This window comes from Bowmanella yangjiangensis, from assembly GCF_017255015.1.
Taxonomy (GTDB): Bacteria; Pseudomonadota; Gammaproteobacteria; order Enterobacterales; family Alteromonadaceae; genus Bowmanella; species Bowmanella yangjiangensis.
This window is the reverse complement of the sequence record NZ_JAFKCS010000002.1, coordinates 18,934-38,098: the sequence shown is the minus strand read 5'-3', so window position 1 is coordinate 38,098 and position 19,165 is coordinate 18,934. Positions and strand designations below refer to the sequence as shown.

Annotated in this window: 16 protein-coding genes; 7 read left to right on the top strand and 9 right to left on the bottom strand. The window is 49.3% G+C overall.

From position 1 onward, the window contains the following. Window position 1: 1 nt before the first annotated feature. The gene (gene pstA / locus J0A65_RS27805; protein ID WP_206592570.1) at window positions 2-1,576 is read right to left on the bottom strand and encodes a phosphate ABC transporter permease PstA; all 1,575 of its coding nucleotides are present in this window, start codon (window positions 1,574-1,576) and stop codon (window positions 2-4) included. Next, a complete protein-coding gene (locus J0A65_RS27800) occupies window positions 1,569-3,683 on the bottom strand; it encodes an ABC transporter permease subunit (RefSeq protein WP_206592569.1) in 2,115 nt (704 codons plus the stop codon). Before J0A65_RS27800 ends, pstA begins: the two co-directional genes overlap by 8 nt. A 185-nt stretch (window positions 3,684-3,868) precedes the next feature. On the opposite strand from J0A65_RS27800, the gene J0A65_RS02590 reads away from it, so the two are divergent. From J0A65_RS02590 to J0A65_RS02575, 4 genes are all read left to right on the top strand, one after another. Further along, window positions 3,869-4,372, top strand: a complete 504-nt coding sequence (locus J0A65_RS02590) for a glycine cleavage system transcriptional repressor (protein ID WP_206592568.1) — start codon at window positions 3,869-3,871, stop codon at window positions 4,370-4,372. Window positions 4,373-4,451: 79 nt separating this feature from the next. Further along, window positions 4,452-6,533, top strand: a complete 2,082-nt coding sequence (gene ppk1 / locus J0A65_RS02585) for a polyphosphate kinase 1 (protein ID WP_206592567.1) — start codon at window positions 4,452-4,454, stop codon at window positions 6,531-6,533. Further along, window positions 6,530-8,059: an exopolyphosphatase gene (gene ppx / locus J0A65_RS02580; protein WP_206592566.1), complete on the top strand. Its 1,530-nt coding sequence runs from the start codon at window positions 6,530-6,532 to the stop codon at window positions 8,057-8,059. Before ppk1 ends, ppx begins: the two co-directional genes overlap by 4 nt. Window positions 8,060-8,290: 231 nt before the next feature. Continuing rightward, the gene (locus tag J0A65_RS02575) at window positions 8,291-8,563 is read left to right on the top strand and encodes an HU family DNA-binding protein (protein WP_188692109.1); all 273 of its coding nucleotides are present in this window, start codon (window positions 8,291-8,293) and stop codon (window positions 8,561-8,563) included. Between the two features lie 58 nt (window positions 8,564-8,621). Here J0A65_RS02575 and J0A65_RS02570 read toward each other — a convergent pair whose 3' ends face one another. The 3 genes from J0A65_RS02570 to J0A65_RS02560 form a co-directional block, all read right to left on the bottom strand. Then, on the bottom strand, window positions 8,622-10,484 hold the full coding sequence (locus J0A65_RS02570) for a HAMP domain-containing methyl-accepting chemotaxis protein (protein ID WP_206592565.1): 1,863 nt from the start codon (window positions 10,482-10,484) through the stop codon (window positions 8,622-8,624). Between the two features lie 146 nt (window positions 10,485-10,630). Beyond that, window positions 10,631-11,557: a porin gene (locus J0A65_RS02565; protein WP_206592564.1), complete on the bottom strand. Its 927-nt coding sequence runs from the start codon at window positions 11,555-11,557 to the stop codon at window positions 10,631-10,633. Between the two features lie 105 nt (window positions 11,558-11,662). Further along, on the bottom strand, window positions 11,663-12,763 hold the full coding sequence (locus J0A65_RS02560; RefSeq protein ID WP_206592563.1) for a PQQ-dependent sugar dehydrogenase: 1,101 nt from the start codon (window positions 12,761-12,763) through the stop codon (window positions 11,663-11,665). Between the two features lie 122 nt (window positions 12,764-12,885). Here J0A65_RS02560 and J0A65_RS02555 point away from each other — a divergent pair, with 122 nt between their 5' ends. Continuing rightward, window positions 12,886-13,326, top strand: coding sequence for a hypothetical protein (locus J0A65_RS02555; protein WP_206592562.1), 441 nt, complete (start codon window positions 12,886-12,888; stop codon window positions 13,324-13,326). A 12-nt stretch (window positions 13,327-13,338) separates the two neighbouring features. Here J0A65_RS02555 and J0A65_RS02550 read toward each other — a convergent pair whose 3' ends face one another. From J0A65_RS02550 to J0A65_RS02535, 4 genes are all read right to left on the bottom strand, one after another. After that, window positions 13,339-14,547: a methyl-accepting chemotaxis protein gene (locus J0A65_RS02550; protein ID WP_206592561.1), complete on the bottom strand. Its 1,209-nt coding sequence runs from the start codon at window positions 14,545-14,547 to the stop codon at window positions 13,339-13,341. A 124-nt stretch (window positions 14,548-14,671) separates the two neighbouring features. After that, entirely contained in the window at window positions 14,672-15,454 is a 783-nt protein-coding gene (locus J0A65_RS02545) for a YggN family protein (protein ID WP_332874288.1), read from the bottom strand. A 116-nt stretch (window positions 15,455-15,570) separates the two neighbouring features. Next, on the bottom strand, window positions 15,571-16,053 hold the full coding sequence (locus tag J0A65_RS02540) for a PAS domain-containing protein (RefSeq protein WP_206592559.1): 483 nt from the start codon (window positions 16,051-16,053) through the stop codon (window positions 15,571-15,573). Between the two features lie 2 nt (window positions 16,054-16,055). Beyond that, the gene (locus J0A65_RS02535; protein WP_206592558.1) at window positions 16,056-17,051 is read right to left on the bottom strand and encodes a response regulator; all 996 of its coding nucleotides are present in this window, start codon (window positions 17,049-17,051) and stop codon (window positions 16,056-16,058) included. Between the two features lie 329 nt (window positions 17,052-17,380). On the opposite strand from J0A65_RS02535, the gene J0A65_RS02530 reads away from it, so the two are divergent. Continuing rightward, a complete protein-coding gene (locus tag J0A65_RS02530) occupies window positions 17,381-17,743 on the top strand; it encodes an Hpt domain-containing protein (protein ID WP_206592557.1) in 363 nt (120 codons plus the stop codon). Further along, on the top strand, window positions 17,736-18,926 hold the full coding sequence (locus J0A65_RS27795; protein WP_206592556.1) for a response regulator: 1,191 nt from the start codon (window positions 17,736-17,738) through the stop codon (window positions 18,924-18,926). Before J0A65_RS02530 ends, J0A65_RS27795 begins: the two co-directional genes overlap by 8 nt. The last annotated feature ends 239 nt before the right edge of the window (window positions 18,927-19,165 follow it).

The following is a 19,165-nucleotide window of genomic DNA, read 5'->3' as shown; positions in this document are numbered from 1 at the left end:
ATTACCCCTGCCCTGCCATAGCCTGATACTGGCGGCGCAACTTGGCGCGCACCACTACGGCAACAATATTCAGGCTCAACACCACCAATAACAACAATAAGCACGAGGCAAACATCATGGACGAGCCATGGCCAATACTGTTGCTGTGAAATGCGCCGTCATAGATCAGCACACCTAAATGCATAAATTGTCGGTCCAGATGCAGATATGGAAACTCCATATCCACCGGCAAGGTAGGTGCAAACTTTACCGCACCGACCAATAACAAAGGCGCCACTTCCCCCGCGCCGCGTGCTATGGCCAGGATCACGCCGGTCATAATACCCGGGCTGGCCATAGGGATTACCGTACGCCATAAGGTCTCAAACTGGGTAGCGCCAAGGGCATAACTGCCCTGGCGTAAACTATCCGGCACCCGCCTCAAGCCTTCTTCTGTGGCCACAATCACCACAGGTAAAGTCAACATGGCCATGGTCAGGGCCGCCCAGAAAATGCCTGGCGCACCAAAGGTAGGCGCCGGTAAATGCTCGCTAAAAAACAATTTGTCGATGTTACCGCCCACCTGGTAAACAAAAAAACCTAAGCCAAATACCCCATACACTATGGAAGGCACACCAGCCAGGTTATTTACGCCGATGCGGATAAGGGAGGTAACAGAATTATTCGGGGCATACTCATTGAGGTAAATGGCCGCCATCACCCCTAGCGGAGTAACGATCACCGTCATCAGCAATACCATCACCACTGTACCAAATAAAGCGGGGAAGACCCCACCGGCGCTGTTAGCCCGCTTCGGCGTATCGCTGACAAACTCCCAGACGTTGCCCAAAAAGGTGGCAAACTTTTGTAGATTGCCCTGCTGATTGATCTGTAAGTATTTTTCCACATCGGCCAGGGGCAAATGGTAATGCTCACCCGTATCAAATACTAACAACAAACGTATTTGCGCCAGGGTTTTGCGACGCGCATCCAGACTCGCCATCAAGGTGGAAAATTCCTGCTCAAGTTTGACCCTGGCAGGGGCTTCGTCCTCAACGGCCCGACGGTTATATTGCGCAATCTGTTGGTGGATAGCCGCCAGTCTGCCTTGCTCGACTTCAGAAATCGCCGCCACTTCTGCGCTAACCTTATCCAAAAGCTCGGGCAACTGCGCAAGAGGCAGCGGCGATTCACCGTCATTAACCCCCAACAGTCTGGCAAAGAGTCGGTTGCCGCTACGCAGTTGAATATCGATCAACTCAGGCAAGGTTTGCATGCGCAGAATTTGCTGTTCTTCCAACAGATGCTGCTGATCACTGAACTGATACAAGCGAGCCTGATTGAACAGCCAACGTTTGTGTCCGCCGGTGGTGGTGAAATCTTTCGACAGCAAGGAGGCATACATACTTTTTGGCTCGCCCTTGGCGTCCTGATAAGTCACCTCGTACAAAGGCGCCGGCCAGAAATGCTGCATCCCTTTAACCAGCATAATGCCCACCATGCCGCACAGCAGTAGCAGGATGATGGCCACCAGTGCCGCACCGCCAACAATGGGCAGGCCCTCTTTTTGCCTGTTCAACAAGAAATGCTTAAACACTTTGATAATGCTTCCGCAGTCTGCCCCTGACCAGCTCCGCCAGGGTATTGATAACAAAGGTAAAACCGAACAATAGCAAGGCGGTAAAGAACAGCACACGATAGTGAATACTGTTAACCTCCGACTCGGGTAACTCAATGGCAATATTGGCCGTCAAGGATCGCATGCCAGCAAAAATGTCCCAGTCAGCCACTGGGGTATTACCCGTGACCATCAGCACTATCATAGTTTCGCCAAATGCCCGCGATAAGCCCAGAATAATGGAGGAAAAAATCCCTGGATAAGCAGCCACCAGTACTACTCTACGCAAGGTTTGCGCGCGGGTAGCACCCAGCGCAAAAGAGGCCTGGCGTAAATGCCCCGGCACCTCAAAAATAGCGTCTTCGGCCAAAGAATAGATGCTCGGCACTATGGCAATTCCCAGTGCTAGTGCAACAACCAGGGCATTTTTGCTGCTGTGATTGTCCTGTCCAGGAAACCAGCCCTCAGGCCACAGCCAGCTCTGCGCTTCACCGCCCAGCACAAAGGCTCCCCAGGCCAATAGCAAAACCACAGGCACCAGCAGCAGTAGTTCCCATCCTGACTGCCAGCGTATGGATAATCCGCGAGATAAGGGCTGCTGCAACATGGCCAGCGCAAACAACGACACCGGCAACAACAGCAAAAACATCAACATCCCCAACAGGTAGTCTTCCACTATGGGGATAAGCCAAATTGCGGCAATAAAACCAATTACCACAGAGGGCACAGCCTCGAGTAGTTCAATACCGGGTTTCAGCCAGTTGCGTAAGCGAGCCGGCACAAAGTAAGCCGTATAAATAGCGGCGCCGACGGCCAGCGGAATGGCAATAATCAAGGCCAGAATGGCAGCCTTCAGGCTACCTATTACCAAAGGCACCAAACTGTATTTGGCCTGACTGACATCTTCGGCTGCCGATGACTGCCACACATAAGCAGGCTCGGCATAGCCTTCGTACCACACCTTCTGCCATAGCCGTTCAAAACTAATGATGGAGCTGATATTGTCCACCTGCCACTGCTGCACACTCTGCGGCCCCCAAACATAAAGGCGCTCATTAACCAGCCACATGCCCTGCGCATCTGACGCCACCTTAGTGCGCAGAATGGTCTCTCCTGAACTACTCAGAAACAGCCAAAGTTGCCCCTGGGCACCAAGCAACATACCCAAATCCTTGCCTTGTGCCATCTGCAACTGGCTGATTGCCAAGTGTTCTTCCAGGGCATAGATAGGCCGAAAACGGAAATGACCGCCATCATTAAACGCCGACCACTTTTCGATACGGCCATCGGCGTAATTGAGCAAAAAGGCTTTGCTGCCAGGAAAGGCCAGAATGGTTGCGGCGGGTTGATTTAACTTGGCTGTGAAACTGCTGCTCATATCGGTAAACAGTAGTTGCTGGTGGTCGACCTGCACAGCTGTGCGGATGGAGGGTAGCAAGGTCGGCATACCCGATAGGGGCAACTCAAGTTGGCTAAGCTGCGTCGGCATTTGTCTGGATGCCCAATATACCCGCCATTTTCCGGCGCTTTGCACCGCCAGCCCCAGCCAATCGTCAGACAAGGCAACCTGCCACTGATGAGCATTAAGCGTGGTGGGCAAGTCAGGGATGAACAGCGACATCTGAGGCTCACGCAGTACCTGCCCCCCTACTCGGGTTAGTCGCTCAACCCGCAACATGCCATCAGCCCCAAGCATAAACAAATAACGCCCGCCAAGATGATGTTTGGCTTTAACCTGAGTCTGGCAACTGATTGGCACATGTTTAAGCGGCGTCAGCCCCTCACCGTGATTGGGCTGAACCTGAAAAAAACCGAGCTGACAATCAGCTGCCCGGGTAATAAGTGCGCGTTCCTGTTGCAAGTCTTCCAGCAACAACACCTGCTCTTGGGGTAACTGCCATACGGCTCCCGGCTGTAAAGAAGGTGACTGTAACAGTGGAATAGTGACATACAGCAAATGCCATATGAGCATCGCCAGGGTAGCCAGTACTGTCCAGCCACCTATGGTAATAATGCGTGCGGCCAGCCGATCCCGGGTGCGACGCCGTCGTAAGCTTGACGATGGGTTTGGGTAATCAATTTGCACGATACAACCATTGGAACGCTGAGCTGGCGACATTGTAAAGGCCGTTTGGGCCAATTACTAACGCTTTGACTACTCTGGTGATCTTTACTCGCCGCCAGAGCGCTTGTGGATTATAGTTGGGTCATTCGGCGGTGAAGCCATCTGCGATGCCAACCGCCCGCCCCTTCGTTGCACAGGAGAACAGCATGGATACCGTTATTTTCACACTGATAGGCAAAGATAAACCCGGCATCATGGAGGCAATATCTCGCACGGTCAGGCAATTAGAGGGCAACTGGTTATCCAGCAACTTTGCACACATGGCCGGACATTTTACCGGGTTTGTGCAAGTGCAGTTGCCAAAAGATAAGGTTCAGCCCCTGCTCACTCAGCTGGACGCCATGCCGGAATTGAATATCCGTCTGATGCAAGGGGTAGAGCCCCAATCCAGCACAACCCGCCAGGTGGCAGTGGAAATTATGGGTAATGACAAACCCGGCATAGTGCAGGAGCTGACCAAAGTGCTACATCAATTCAATCTGAACATTGTGCGCTTTACTTCACACTGCGAGCCTGCACCTAACTGGGGAGGCAACCTGTTTAAGGCTCAGGTCATCATCGACATTCCACAAGATTTCGACACTGATCCCTTAGGTGATGCCCTGGAGCAAATTGCCAACGATTTGATTGTGGATATCGACTGGCAATAGCCCGTCATAAAAGCTTCACATTAACCCGCTGGCAGTATTGCTAGAATTTTGCGAATTTTCGATAGCCGTAGCCTAGATGATGAGTATCAACACAATCTATTACCCCAAGGAATTAAGCTGGCTGGCCTTTAACCAGCGAGTGCTGCAGGAAGCCGCCGACAAACGCAATCCCATCGTTGAACGGATTCGTTTTCTGGGTATTTACTCTAACAACATGGATGAGTTTTATCGGGTACGGGTGGCTGATGTAAAACGCCAGATTTATATCCACCTGAACGATCAGAATCAGGAAGCCGCAGCGCAAACCAAACAGTTAATGGACAAAATCCAGGAACGAGTGCTGGTGATGACGGACGATTTTGAGCGCATCCATGCCGAGGTGGTGGCACGTTTGGCTAAATACCAGATCTATCTGATCGGCAAAGATGAACTGGACAACTACCAAACCCAGTGGCTCAGGAGTTATTTCCAGAACAAGATCTTGCGCTACATGGCACCAGTACTGCTGAGTAATAAGGTAAAGCTGGTAGACAGGTTAAACGACGCGGCCACATACCTGTTCGTGGCCATTCGCAAGGAAGAGCAGAAAACCCAGTACGCCCTGCTGGAAGTGCCGACTGAATATATGTCTCGCTTCGTGCTTATCCCACCGGAAAAAAGTCGTAAGAAGAAGCATATTGTGCTGCTGGATGACATTATCAATTTGTGTCTGGAACAGATTTTCCGCGGTTTTATCGAATTTGATATGCTCGAAGCTTATTCCTTCAAGATGACTCGGGATGCGGAATATCGCATTAACGACGAGATTGATGAAAGCTACGTAGAAAAAATGTCTGAAAGTATGAAGCAGCGCTTGATTGCAGAGCCGGTGCGCTTTGTATATGACGGTGATATGCCGCAAGACATGTTGGACTTCCTCAAAAAGCAACTGAAGATATCCAGCTACGACAGCCTGATTGCCAGTGGCGCTTACCGTAACTTTAAAGACTTTATCGGCTTCCCCAATGTGGGCAGGGAATATCTGGAAAACCCGCCGCTACCGGCTATCAACACCAGAGAATTTGCCGATCACCATACGGTGTTCGACGCTATCAGTAAGCGGGATATCCTGCTGTATTACCCCTATCATCGCTTCCTGCACCTGACCGAGTTTGTCCGTCAGGCCGCCTTCGACCCCAGTGTGAAGCATATTCGCCTGAATATTTATCGGGTCGCGAGTAAATCACGCATTGTTAACTCGCTGATTGACGCGATAAATAATGGCAAGCAGGTCACGGTCGTAGTGGAACTGCGCGCGCGTTTTGATGAAGAAAACAATATCGAATGGTCCAAAATGATGACCGATGCGGGTGTCAAGGTTATCTTGGGTATTCCCACCTTGAAAATCCACTCCAAGCTTTGCGTGATAAGCCGCGAAGAACATGGTCAACTAATACATTACGCCCACTTCGGCACCGGCAACTTCAACGAGAAAACCGCCAAAATTTACACCGACTTCAGCCTGTTTACCCGTGACCAAGAGCTGGCACAGGAAGCAGTGGATGTGTTTGATTTTATCCAATATCCCTATCGACGCTTTAAGTTCCAGCATTTACAGGTATCCCCGGTTAATGCCAGAACCAAGATTCAGTTGCTCATCCGTCAGGAAGTACAAAACGCCAAGGAAGGACTTAAAGCGCAAATACTGCTGAAGGTAAACAACCTGGTAGATATTCCACTGATTGACGACCTTTATCGGGCCAGTCAAGCAGGGGTGAAGATCCGCGCCATAGTGCGGGGGATGTGCTCTCTGGTGCCAGGGGTGAAAGGTTTGAGTGAAAACATATCCATCATTAGTGTGGTAGACAGATTCTTAGAACACCCACGGGTCATGGTATTTGAAAACGGTGGCGACCAGAAAGTATTTATTTCCTCGGCCGACTGGATGACCCGTAACATGGACAACCGTATTGAGGTGGGCTGCCCAATTCTGGACCCTGTGCTGAAAAAACGGGTTTTGGATATTTTGCTGATCCAGTTCAGGGATACCATCAAGGCCAGGGTGATAGACCAGGAACAAACCAATAAATATGTGCGTCGTGGAAACAGGAAAAAGTTGCGCTCACAGGTAGAAATCTACGATTATCTGAAAGCTCTGGAAATGAACAATCAGACTCAATGAATCAATTAGCCAACGCATTTTCCGATGTCGAAGCCAGAAATGTCACCCATGTGGCAGCACTGGATATTGGCTCCAATAGTTTTCACCTGGTGGTTGCCCGCATTAATGCGGGCAGTCTGCAAATTCTCTATAAAGTAAAACAACGGGTCAGGATGGCCGACGGTTTGGATAAAGATGGCTATCTGGACCAGCCGGCCATTGACCGAGGCATTGCTGCCCTGGAGCAGTTTGCCGACAGCCTGCGCGGCTTTAAACCTGACTCGGTACGTATTGTTGCTACCCACACACTGAGAAAAGCGCACAATGCCCGGGACTTTATCCGGGCCGCACGACGTGTATTGCCCTACCCGGTTGAAATTATCTCCGGGGTGGAAGAAGCGCGGATGATTTATCAGGGTGTCGCTCATACCACCGAGGATAATGGGCAACGCCTGGTGGTAGATATCGGTGGTGGTAGTACCGAATTTATTATTGGTAAAGGTTTTAAGCCGGTTCTAATGCGCAGCCTGCAAATGGGCTGCGTCAGCTTTACCCAGCGCTACTTTAAAAATGGCGAGCTTAAGAGCAAAGCCTTTAACCGCGCCATCATGGCCGCGAAGCAAGAGCTGGAAATGATTGACCGTCGCTATCGCCAGCTTGGCTGGGATGTGTGTATCGGCACCTCAGGCACCATCAAAACCATTATTAGCCTGGCGCAAGAAATTAATCCTGATCTGAAAAACGGTACCCTATCACGCAATGAACTGCGTAAATTAGTAGACGCATGCGTCAAAGCTGAGCAGCTCGATAAGCTCAATTTCAAAGAGCTGGGGGACGACCGCAAACCTATCTTTGCTGCCGGTCTGGCTATTCTGCTGGCCATTTTTGAAAGCCTGGATATTCAGTTGATGGAGTTTTCCATGGCGGCGCTGCGTGAAGGGGTCATCTATGAAATGGAAGACCGCCTGGAGCATCAGGATATTCGTGAACGCACCGCCGAGAGCCTGGCAGTTCGTTACGACGTGGATACCGAACAGGCCAAGCGCGTGCTGAATACCACTATGGTCTTATACCATCAGGTGGCTGAGGATTGGGATATTAAGCACGAGGAGTTACAAAGCCTGTTAGGCTGGTCCGCGTTGTTGCACGAAGTGGGGTTACAGATAAATTCCCGTGGCGTCCAGCGACATTCCGGTTATATACTCCAGAATGCTGATTTACCGGGCTTTAATCAGGAACAGCAAGACCTGCTGGCAACCTTGGTACGTTTTCATCGCAAAAAGATAAAGACGTCCGATTTCCCGGAGTTTTCTCAGTACCGCAACGAGCAGGTGCAACGACTTATTTGTATATTGCAACTTGGCGTGGTGCTAAATATCAAGCGATTGGACGATTTTTTGCCCCAAATCAAGGCAAAAGCCAAGCAAGATAAGTTATTACTGGAATTTGCCAACGACTGGTTGCAGAATGCGCCTCTAGTGGTGGCAGACTTGGAACTGCAAGCCGAATACTTGCAAGGTTGCGGGATCCGGCTGGTTGTGCGTTAATGGCAGCGGCTGTTAACCGTAGTGTCATACCTGTCCGGCAGAATCACCCTATCCGATAACGGATAGCGATGATGTTAACGAACAAGTAAAGAACTGTGCCGATGGCACGTTGAGGTATAGAAATGCTGACTCAGCGTCTCAGGAATATACCTCACAAACATCGCCAATGAATTGAGTCTGGGGTAGCGTATCTCCAGCTCATTATCAACATAAAACAAAAGGAAGCATTCAATGAACAAAACTGATCTGATCAATGCTATCGCTGAGCGCGCCGACATCTCCAAAGCCTCTGCTGGCCGTGTTATCGACGCCTTCACTGGTGCTGTGACTGAAGCGCTGTCCAGTGGTGACGAAGTTGCCATCCTGGGTTTCGGTACTTTCAAAGTATCTGAGCGTGCAGCTCGCACTGGTCGTAACCCTCAGACGGGCGCAACTATCCAGATCGCTGCCTCCAAGCTGCCTTCATTCAAAGCTGGTAAAGCTCTGAAAGACGCCTGCAACTAAGCGTTTTGCGGACACGGCCTCGCTGCCGTGTCCTCCTTTTCTTTCCCCATATAAATGCTTATACCCTAAACCTATTCACCGACGTTTTTAAGTTAGCCGCCTGTTCAGCAACCATTTCACTGGCTTGTTTGTTATGAATAGAGGCGACATTGACCTGTTCCGCCAGATCGCGAATCTGCACCACATTTTTACCCACCTCAGCGGCCGCGCTGGATTGTTCTTCAATGGCTGTTGCAACCTGGGTTGCCATTTCCATAATACTGTTCAGGTCACCGATAATACTACTTAGCAAGTCACCCACTGTACTGGCTCGCTCAGCCGCTTCCTGCCCTTTGCCATGGCTGCTATCTACCAAATGTACGATGGACTGCGTGCGACGCTGTAAATTGCCCACAATGGTGGTAATTTCTTCGGTACTTTGCTGAGTGCGAATCGCCAGGTTACGCACTTCATCAGCCACTACGGCAAAGCCACGGCCTTGTTCTCCAGCTCTGGCCGCCTCAATGGCAGCATTAAGTGCCAACAAATTGGTCTGCTCAGCAATGCCGCGGATCACATCCAGTACCGAGCCGATAACCTGACTTTCCTTCTCCAATTCGCCAACCGCACCCGCTGACTCAGTCAATTGGGTGGCCAACTCGCGGATCTGCCTAACACTCGCCTGCACCTCTCCGGCGCCGGTTGACGCATAGTGACTGCTGTCCCTGGCCTTACCGGCAGTGTTCTCGGTATTAAGTGCTATTTCATCAATGGTATGGCTCATCTGCGTCACGGCCGTTGCCACCATATCGGTTTCCTGCAATTGACTAGACATATCATTAGCGGTCTGCTCAGCACTTTGTGCCAGCTCAGTAGAGGCTTCATTGAGCATGTTGACCGAGCGGTTAATCTCTATCACCACATTACGAAACGACTCCACCAAACGATTAAGGTCTACCGCCATGTCGGCCAGTTCATTGCGTCCTTTTACCTCGAGTTTCAGGGTAAAGTCATTCTCATTGCGGATGCGGTGTACGGTACGACTCACATTCTGTATGGGGATAATGATGCTGCGGGCAATTAACCACGCCAGTGCAGCTACCAAAAAGGCAATAAACAAGGTTAAGGTAGTCACCATCAAATTGTTGAATTCGACAGCGGACTGGATCTCGTCCCTTGTATGCTCAACGACGGATTCCAATACCGCTTCGGTACTTTGGATGGTTTGTCTGAGTTTCCCACGAATGCCGGCCTGCTCATCCAAGCCGATGCTCTCCTCGGCGCTAACTAACTGCTCAAACTGCATAACGTAGGTTTTCAGAAGTGACAGTAACGCCTGCTGCTGCGCGGGACTCAACGCACTTTGAGAAATATGCAGGTTGAATACATCGGCATTGCTGTGAAAGTCTTGCAGATACTTTATGTCGCGGCGCAACATAAAGTCTTTTTCATTGCGGCGTAGTTGCAGCATATCCACTAGCAGAGCATCGGTATTGGCACTTTTAAGTTCCTGCTCAATACCATGCACCGCCTGCCGCAAACCACCGTACAAGCCATCCTTGTGATCCAGACCGATAAGTTGCTGCTGCTCGACTAACTTATGCATACCATCGCCGTAAGCCGAGAATGTCTGTTTTAGGTTCTGCAATTCCAGATCAGCCAGATCTAATTGCTGATAGGCTGCACGCAATTTATCGATTAACGCCACCGATCTGCCCATCTCGGTATCAAAGCGCTCGATATACTTCATATCTTTTCTGGCCAGAAAGTCTTTCTCATGACGCCGTAGCATTAACATACTGGCATTCAACTGCTCAGCTTGTGCCAGGGTGTTGGCAAGATGATTTAAGGTTGAGGAAGCGTAACGGGACAGTAAAAACATCAGAATGATGGCGACTAAAACGATAGCCGCATTACTGAAGAGACGATTCTTAATAGTCATGGCTACTTACTCCATCTGCTGGTCAGGCAGATTTTGGAAAACCGTTATAAACCGGCTTTCCGGCCGGTTTATCAATCCAGAGTCAGTGCAAATTGTCCATGCTGCACTTTACCTACCGTACAAAACGTGCGGAACGAAAAACGTGCTTAAAAACGAAATTCCAAGCCTAACCCCAGCCAATCTTTGTCGGGTAACTCCTGTTTGTCCTGACGGGTTAGAAAAGCATAAAGCTTCACTTGCTTGGCTAGCGGATAATCAACACCAGCTGACAAACTCCAGTCCTGCTCCAGTTCCTGATATTGCATTTTCAGAGTTAGTTGTTGAAGAGTATAGGCGCTGCTCAGCAACCAGCCATTTCTCGAGTCACCATCGGATTCTCTCTTCTGACGCTGCGCCATAGCACCGACAACCCAATCGTCCAGCTTATATTGACCACCTAAACGCTGAATATCATAACCAGCCACATTGCTGTCGTTAGCGACTACCAGATACCAAGGCAAGGATTTTAATCCGGCATCACCGTAGGCGATGGAAGCAGAATAGGTAGAGGGGCCATCTTTTTCGCCAGCAATAAAAGTACCGGTAAATTGCAGATCCTGCCACTTGGGGCTGCGGTAAGTCATAGTGTCGCCGGGACGATTCTCGCCCCGCCACAGGTTCTTAATATCGCCTTCCAGATCATTAAACTGATCCAGCTTCCCCTGCGCCATCTTAAGTGCGGTATCCTGACGTCCGAGGGAAATTTCCCCCCAATTACCAAGTAAACCAACATACTGGTTGCGGGAGGTGATATTATCGTCACCCGACAAATCCGCCAGATCCACCTGCCATTCCAGCAGATAGAAAGCGGTCAGATCATCTTGTAGTGCCAACTCACCCTTTACGCCCAACCTTGATGAATTACTCTTTAAATCACTGAAGTTTCCCTCACCTTCATCAGCATACTGGTAAGAGAGGTTCAACTTTCCATAAAAGGTAAATGGCTCGGCAAGAGCATTAGAAAAAGCCGGTAAACTCAACCCTGCGGCATAAGCTAACCTGCGAATGACGGAAAATGAATACTTTTTGTCCATACACGAACCTACAACTATTATTGTTGCAAGTATGCATCAAAATGACGTTTTCATGACAGTTTTGTGACATTTTTTAATACCAGCGCATTCCTAAGCAAAAAGCCTCTAACGCTCAACCACAAGTAATTGCCCTTGAGCGCTATCAGTGAGTAGATAGATCTGACCGTAATTACCGATATGAATGTCTCTGAGACGACTTTCCAGCTCATTGAACAAGCTATCCTGACGAACCACCTGTTGCCCGGATAAAATCACGCGGCGTACTTCCTTTGATTTAAGCGTGGTGGAAAGCAAGTCGCCCTCCAGCTCTTTGAACATGGCTCCCCGGTATACCACCAGCGCAGAAGGGGCAATGGAAGGTGTCCAATCCACCAAAGGGGGTTGCATGCCAGGATAGGTTTTATACGGGCTGATATTAGCCCCTGAATAATCTTTGCCGAGCGTGGTTACCGGCCAGCCGTAATTTTCTCCGGCTTGGATCAGATTGATCTCATCTCCACCAGCTGGGCCATGCTCGTTGGCAAATAGCTGCTCACGCACCGGATCCCAAGCCAATCCCTGGGGATTCCGATGCCCCAGTGTATAGAGTCCTGTGCTTCCCTGATGAAACGAGGGATTATCAGCAGGCAGGCTACCGTCATCCTTGAGGCGAACCAGCTTGCCGAGATGATTAGCGGGATTTTGCGCCTGTTCACGATAATCAAACCCATCACCACTGGCGATGACCAGTGATTGGTCGCCCAGGAAAGCCATTCGGGCTCCGTAGTGAACTGGTGTGGCCTTATCTGGGGTAGCAGTGAATACAGGCTCAATTTGAACCAGACGTTCGTTATCCAGGCGAGCCCTGACAACCTGCAGATGGTTTGCTTGAGTATTGCCTTGGGCAAAACTCAGGTAAAGCCAGCCATTCTTGACATAGTCAGGATGCAGCACCACATCCATTAAGCCGCCCTGCCCTTTAGCAAACACCTCCGGCACTCCGCCTACAGGCGTCACCACACCATCCGCACTGAGCAGGACTAACCGACCGCCTTTCTCACTCACCAGCAAGCGCTCGTCCGGTAATTGCGTCACGGCCCAGGGAAAGGCCAGATTGTCTGCCAGCACCCTGATCTGATAATCCCCAAACGGCTGCTCCGTGGCTGATACCCGTCCCAGACACATTCCAACCATTAACAACAACGTAATTTGATAAATCTTATGCATGGCCTGTATCTCCTTGTCTGTGGATGGCAAGATGCTGACATAACCATAAACTAGTTTGCTATACGGGTTAATGTCGTTGCATAGATATGGTGAATAATCTTTACTCTGCATGGGAGAGCAGCATGCGAACGCGTTTCTTGATCATTCGTTTTCTTCTGGCGTGGCTTGGCTGCTTTAGCCTGGCCAGCCTGATGCACAGCCAGTTTGTTCTGGCGGGCCTGACCGGGCAAGGTATTCAGATTGCGCTAACAGACAGGTTGCAAATGAGTTTAAGTGATTGGTGGGGATTACTGCCCACCTATGGGCTGATAATTGCCATTGGCCTGCTTTTGGCCTTCAGTATAGCCGGATGGCTGAGTAGACGTTTCTCCATTAACGCTGTGTTTTTATATCCCTTAGCAGGTTTTGTCACCCTGCTATGCATCCACCTGGCCATGCAGCCGATTATGGATATTACCCTGATTGCCGGAGCCAGAGGCGCATTGGGTTTGCTTACCCAAGCCGCCACAGGGTTAGCTGGCGGCTGGATATTCGCAAAGTTTCGGAATCTAAGACAAGCCTGAGTGGGCTGTCACCTAGACAAAGCGCTGCAATTGTTTCTGGGTGGTCTCGGTTTCGACTTTCAGCTCCTGAATTTCCTGTTCAACCTGCTGCATGTCATAACGAATCTCGGCGCCTAACGTCGAGATATTCGCCACAGATTCATGTGCTGCATCGTAGGTACGACGCAGAGCGTGCACAGACTCACCAATGGCGGCAAGACGTTCTGTATTCAGCTCAAGCTGTTCAACCATTTGACCAAACTGATCATTGGTATGTGAAATATCGCTTTGCGCTTTGTTCGCCACTTCGGTTAGCTTTGATGACTCTTGCTGGGTGTTCTTAACCAAGCCTTCCATTTGGTTAATGAAGGTATTGATTTGGCCGGTTGCTTCGTTCACTTTCACCGATAAGGTGCGAACCTCGTCAGCCACTACGGCAAAGCCTCGTCCCGCTTCCCCTGCACGCGCAGCTTCAATGGCAGCATTAAGTGCCAGCAAGTTGGTTTGATCGGAAAATTCCTGCACCATTTTCAGGATGTTGCGAATATTGTCGGCATTTTCCTTCATACCGCCGACAGTGTTGTCGAACTCTTTGAGCAAGCTGTCGATATCACCTACATCCTGTGACAACTGAACCAGTCTGGTCATTGAAGACTGGGCAGCGCCCAGATTATCCCGGGTGGCGTCAGCCACTTCGTCAGTACGTGTGACAATCGCCTGAATTTCATCATTGACTTGCTTGCTAGAGGCAAAGATCTCATCACTGATCTTGTCCTGACGCCTGGCATTGGCCGAGGCGTTGTTCACCTTAAGCAATACCTGTTGGTTCTTACTACTGGCGCTGGCAGCCTGGCTACCTATTCCCTTAAGCAGTTGTGACAGATTATCCACAAAGGCATTGTAACCATCCGACAATTGGCGGAATTCATCATGGGTAAACGCAGGCAAACGTCCGGAAAGATCCCCCTGCCTGTGATTAATCTCGTCCAGATTTTTCACCATTGCACGAACCGGACGCACAATCAGGTAATTCATATAAAACAGGGTAAACAGAAACACCAGTACGCTCATCACACCCAAGACAATATGCAAGACCGATGATTGAGCCCAACTAGCATCAGAGAATGCCAGCCACAAGGCAAGCACCTGAAACAGATACAGGAAAGCCAGATTGCCGATAATTTTGCGGCTGAGGGTAAAGAAGAAGGTCTTCTCTATGAAATGATAGAGTTCTTGAAACATGTCCGCTCCTGAGTGACCTTTGGCACTTAGCGCTTAATCCTAATCTAAAACATTTACAATAAACATTATAAATATCATGTTTTTAGTCTTATCAGACAAGATTAATATCGTCTAGCCTTAGGTATTACTTAAGCGGCTTTGCCTGACCGGTGACAATTAAATCGTAGGGAGCCAGAGCGGGTACCGTTTGGCGTAGCTCTTCCTCTACGCCGTCCAAACGCTTCATTTCATCGCAAAACCACTCTGCTTTCAGTCGCAGACTGTTGGCTTGTGGGGCGATGTGCTTTTCTATCTCCGCCCCCATATTCTCAAGCTTGGCAGACAGCATCTCCATACGTTTTTCCAGATTTTCATCACCTTGCGCTGGTAATCCACCTATAGCAGACAGAATGCCACCTACCGAGGTAGTCAAGGCTTCCTCAATCTGGCTTTCTAACTGGTTGTCCATCAGTTCGTCGACATTTTCTAAACTGCGGGGACCAATGTAGTAGTTGTCACTGGCTCGAATAAACTTGGTTTTGACCTTTTGTTTAACCCGCCACAAGGCCTTCTGTAAACGCTCATAGCTCTCATGATCGCTGCCAACCAGCCCCACATAAACGTGATCAACTGCGCCTATGGCTAAGTCCACCCCTTCACTGGCTAATAACACTACCTTAGGCACGGCATAATGCAGACCATCAGCCAGCTCCTGAAGCATATCCTGTTGCTCAGGTGGCAGCTCAACCCATTCACCGCGCACAATCAACTGCTTACTTTGATTAATTTGGTAAAGCGTGCGGGAAGAATTGATCACACGAATATAGCGGTCATTCACCGCTAAACCGTATTGCAGGTCAGCTTCACATTTAAACGCCGCCTGAGCAGGTAAGCCCAGCAGCCCAAGCAGCACAACACACCATTTCACGTTGTGGATCCCATTAACCATTACGCTGACTATTTTGCCTCGACATAAGTTGTTGGCATAGGGTCAGCAGACCAGCAGGATAAAAAATGGGGTAATCGGCATAACTGACATCCGGGTTAAGTACGCTCTTGCCATTCACTCAGTGTTACCTGGGTGGACTCAAGCAGTTTTTTGCTGGCTGCCACATCCGTTACGTCGTAGATCATCATACAAATATTGTCGACCTGCCCCGTAGTACTGGCCAGCGGAGACAAGGTGATATTCTGATACATAAAATCTTCGGTGCCGGTTAATGGTCTGTAGTTAGAAAACCGCAATAAATAAGGGCGTTGTTCCCAGATGATAAATGCACGGTTTCTCAGTTCAAACACGGGGCGGCTTTTATTGGTAAACCACTTTTGGTCTATTTCAGGAAACAGATCAAACAAGCACTTCTCTCGCACCTGACTGGGCAGCAAACCCGAATGGCTCTCCATAAAACCATTCCACAGCTTTACCTTAAAATGTCTGTCTAACACCACCAAACCGACATCTACGGTTTGCAACATATCCATCATCCAGTGGAACTCTGTCATGTCGCTTAGCAGGGCGTTACTCATGGTCAGTCCTCCAACAGATGGGATAGTTTGTTGTTCAATACCTTGAGTGACTCTTCAGTGAGAAGCAAAATCAGGTCACATTGCACCTTGTATCCTTCAAGCCCATAGCTCAACTCAATTGCCAGCGTGCGTCGCCAGCGGGTGCGATTGGTATTAATCAACTCAGTGATATTGCGATGCTGCCCCAGCACTACCGGGTGGCCCTGGCTAAAATGTACATCCAATTGGTTGGCCAGCCCATTCAAACAAGTACCAATCAGGATATTGGCAGCATCCATCAGCAGTTCCAACTGCACCCGGTCGTCTACTTCCTCTTCGATATTGAGGATTTTAGCCACGTCATTGAAGCTGGAATCACTCAGAATAAACAACGCCTCCCCACAGACACCTGGGCCAACAAACCCCTGACATATACCAGACACGGTTTCTTTATCTTCAATATCCTGCAGCATCATCAGCAGTTCAGACGCTTCAATCAGGTTTACATTCGGAATGGGAAGTTTGACAAAGACGTTAAGGATGCGTGCCAGATGGTCGCCGGCCTGGCCCATGGCAATATTAGTAATTTCCTGGTAACAGTCACGAAGCGCAGGATCCAGCCGGTCTAATTCAGGGGCTGGCTGAGCGGCTTCCCGGACAAACAACTGATGCTTAATCAGCAAATTACGGAGCACTTCAGGCTTGATGGGTTTCTCGATAAAATCCAGAGCCCCGAGCCGTTTGACACGCTCGTGAGCCTCCGGCTGAACGTCGCCGGAAATCACCACAACAGCGGTTTGCAACCCAGCCTGCTGAATATGCTCCAAGACTTGGTAGCCATCCATAACCGGCATATTCAAGTCCAATAACAGCAGTTGACCCTTTCCCTCAGCCAAGGCCGTTACCGCTTCTTCACCATGACGGGCAAAATGTACCGCGACCTCCCAGTCTTGTGGAAGGCATTTGGCAACTTGTTTACGCGCTACTTGTGAGTCGTCACAAATCAGTACAGAGAACATAGAGGAAAACCTGCAGATTCTGATGGATTACAACTCTGTCCATAAACTGGCACAACGCAACGGCCCTGTTGCCCCTCAATTTATTGATAGCAAGTTTCTCTTTAATTAACAAAGAATAATCTTAGCAACTTAGCACAGCTCATACCAACACAGCCGTGCTTTGCACTTGCTTATACCCGATACCGAGGTGAAAAAGCACTGATACAGAGCCTATTTGCGTTGAAACTGCACAACTGAGGTTGATTTTTAGAAAAGATCACTGACACTTATTGTTAGTGCCTATTTACCTACCTAAATTTTCAATTCAGGTGATAAGCATGGAGGCGAATATGACAATAGATTTGTCTAAGCTATCTCAACATGCAGGCCATCTAACCTACGCAGAAGAAAAAGACCTGCTCTGCACTTTTTACACTAGTTTGGTAAAACGGCATCAGGATATTGTCGAAGCTGTGCGGCTGAACAATTGGCAGCATTTCAAGGCCCTGACCCACGGTCTGAAAAGCAGCAGTTTGTATTACGGTGCCAGACCACTGCACCTTTGCTGTGAGCAAGGCGAGCAATTGGTTGACACAAAACAATTGGGTTCCGATGTTATACAAAAGTGGCTGGCTGACTTCACTCAGCATAGCTATGCAGCACAGTGCGCCTTGGCTGAAGTTATAAAACAGTTAGACACTGCTCGTGACTGAAGCTAATCCACCACATTTGCTCCTCTACTGCATTAGTCCGAAAGACGATGAATTGCTGCTAAAAGTGTTAAAGCAGTCCGAACTGGTATACGAAGTCACCAACTCAAAAAGCAGACTTATTAACCGGCTAAAGGATGGGATTAATAAACTCATTTTGCTTGCCACCCCCAGTCTGGAAAGCTCGGTAAAACTGTATTATCAATGCCTTCTGGAAGTACCTGATGAAGAGCTATGCAGGCACGCTTTTTTAGTGGCTTGTGCAAAACATGAAGAACAACTGGCATTTAACTATTTTCAAAGCAGAGTAATTGACGATTACATTGTCGCCCGCCCTCTGTATGAACTACACCGGCCTATCGCACTTTGTTATGCACAGCTGGAAAAGCTTGGGATCAACTTGCATAAAGCGAGTGTCGCCTTACCCTTGCAAGTGCAAGGAGAGGGGGATGGACCTTTGCAAGCACTACAAGAAGGAGTCGAGCGGAAACGTAAACTGCGCTGTGAATTTGAATCGTTACTAGAGCAATTCGACCAGGCCATTGCTCAGGCTGATGCCCATCTGGCCAAGGAGGATGTCAGCACTGAAGACATAGGTTTATTACGCTTGCTGCTGCAAGAACTGCAGCAAAACAGTTTCAGACCCAGTCTGATCCGCTTGCAACACCGAACGCTGCACCTGCTGGACGCGTTGCTACTGAAACTTGCTCAACCGGAAGAGAATACTGCCGACCCCGTACCTGAGCAGCAGGAACAGGAGCAGGAGCAAGACAATCCACAGCAGTTGCAGGTCAATAATGAGGCCAGGGCGTCCCGCATCTTAATGGTGGAAGACGACAACCTGGCCGCCACGATGGGTAAAAGGCTGATCGAAAGCATGGGACTGGGCTTTGACTGGGCCCCCAGCGGAAGACGAGCCCTGGCGCTATTGCAAACCAAGAAGTTCGATTTAATTCTGATGGATATCAACTTGCCTGACACTGACGGCCTACTCATTGCCGACCAACTTCCTAACATGCATTGCATTAACAGTGACACAGTGGTGGCGGTGCTTACCGGTAACAAACAAAAAGCCATGGTACAGCGGGCGGTCAAAGCGGGGGCCAAACACTATCTGATCAAGCCATTACAAAAGGATACATTGTCGAAGCTATGCAGCAAGTACCACTTAAAAGCGCATCATTAGGTCTGATTGGGCGGAAAAGCGGGGGCCAAAGAGACCCCCAATCAGGGAAACAATACATATGTATAAAATATGTACAGGTTGGTTCACTAGGCCAACATACTAAGTCTAGCGAGGGATAAGCAGCAAATGGGGGACTAAGTGACGAATTGACCGTATTGAATGACAAAAACTCAAAAACAGGCGTTCCCTGAAATAATTTTTCAATTCATTAGCAAAAAATGTAACCAAAACACTTCCTG

What these genes read in the sequence shown, in the direction of transcription:
- J0A65_RS02530 (WP_206592557.1), top strand. Translation starts at nt 17,381, where the DNA reads ATGACAATAGATTTGTCTAAGCTATCTCAACATGCAGGCCATCTAACC.
- J0A65_RS02540 (WP_206592559.1), bottom strand. Translation starts at nt 16,053, where the DNA reads ATGAGTAACGCCCTGCTAAGCGACATGACAGAGTTCCACTGGATGATG.
- J0A65_RS02590 (WP_206592568.1), top strand. Translation starts at nt 3,869, where the DNA reads ATGGATACCGTTATTTTCACACTGATAGGCAAAGATAAACCCGGCATC.
- ppx (WP_206592566.1), top strand. Translation starts at nt 6,530, where the DNA reads ATGAATCAATTAGCCAACGCATTTTCCGATGTCGAAGCCAGAAATGTC.
- ppk1 (WP_206592567.1), top strand. Translation starts at nt 4,452, where the DNA reads ATGAGTATCAACACAATCTATTACCCCAAGGAATTAAGCTGGCTGGCC.
- J0A65_RS02570 (WP_206592565.1), bottom strand. Translation starts at nt 10,484, where the DNA reads ATGACTATTAAGAATCGTCTCTTCAGTAATGCGGCTATCGTTTTAGTC.
- J0A65_RS02565 (WP_206592564.1), bottom strand. Translation starts at nt 11,557, where the DNA reads ATGGACAAAAAGTATTCATTTTCCGTCATTCGCAGGTTAGCTTATGCC.
- J0A65_RS02535 (WP_206592558.1), bottom strand. Translation starts at nt 17,051, where the DNA reads ATGTTCTCTGTACTGATTTGTGACGACTCACAAGTAGCGCGTAAACAA.
- J0A65_RS02555 (WP_206592562.1), top strand. Translation starts at nt 12,886, where the DNA reads ATGCGAACGCGTTTCTTGATCATTCGTTTTCTTCTGGCGTGGCTTGGC.
- J0A65_RS02550 (WP_206592561.1), bottom strand. Translation starts at nt 14,547, where the DNA reads ATGTTTCAAGAACTCTATCATTTCATAGAGAAGACCTTCTTCTTTACC.
- J0A65_RS02560 (WP_206592563.1), bottom strand. Translation starts at nt 12,763, where the DNA reads ATGCATAAGATTTATCAAATTACGTTGTTGTTAATGGTTGGAATGTGT.
- J0A65_RS02575 (WP_188692109.1), top strand. Translation starts at nt 8,291, where the DNA reads ATGAACAAAACTGATCTGATCAATGCTATCGCTGAGCGCGCCGACATC.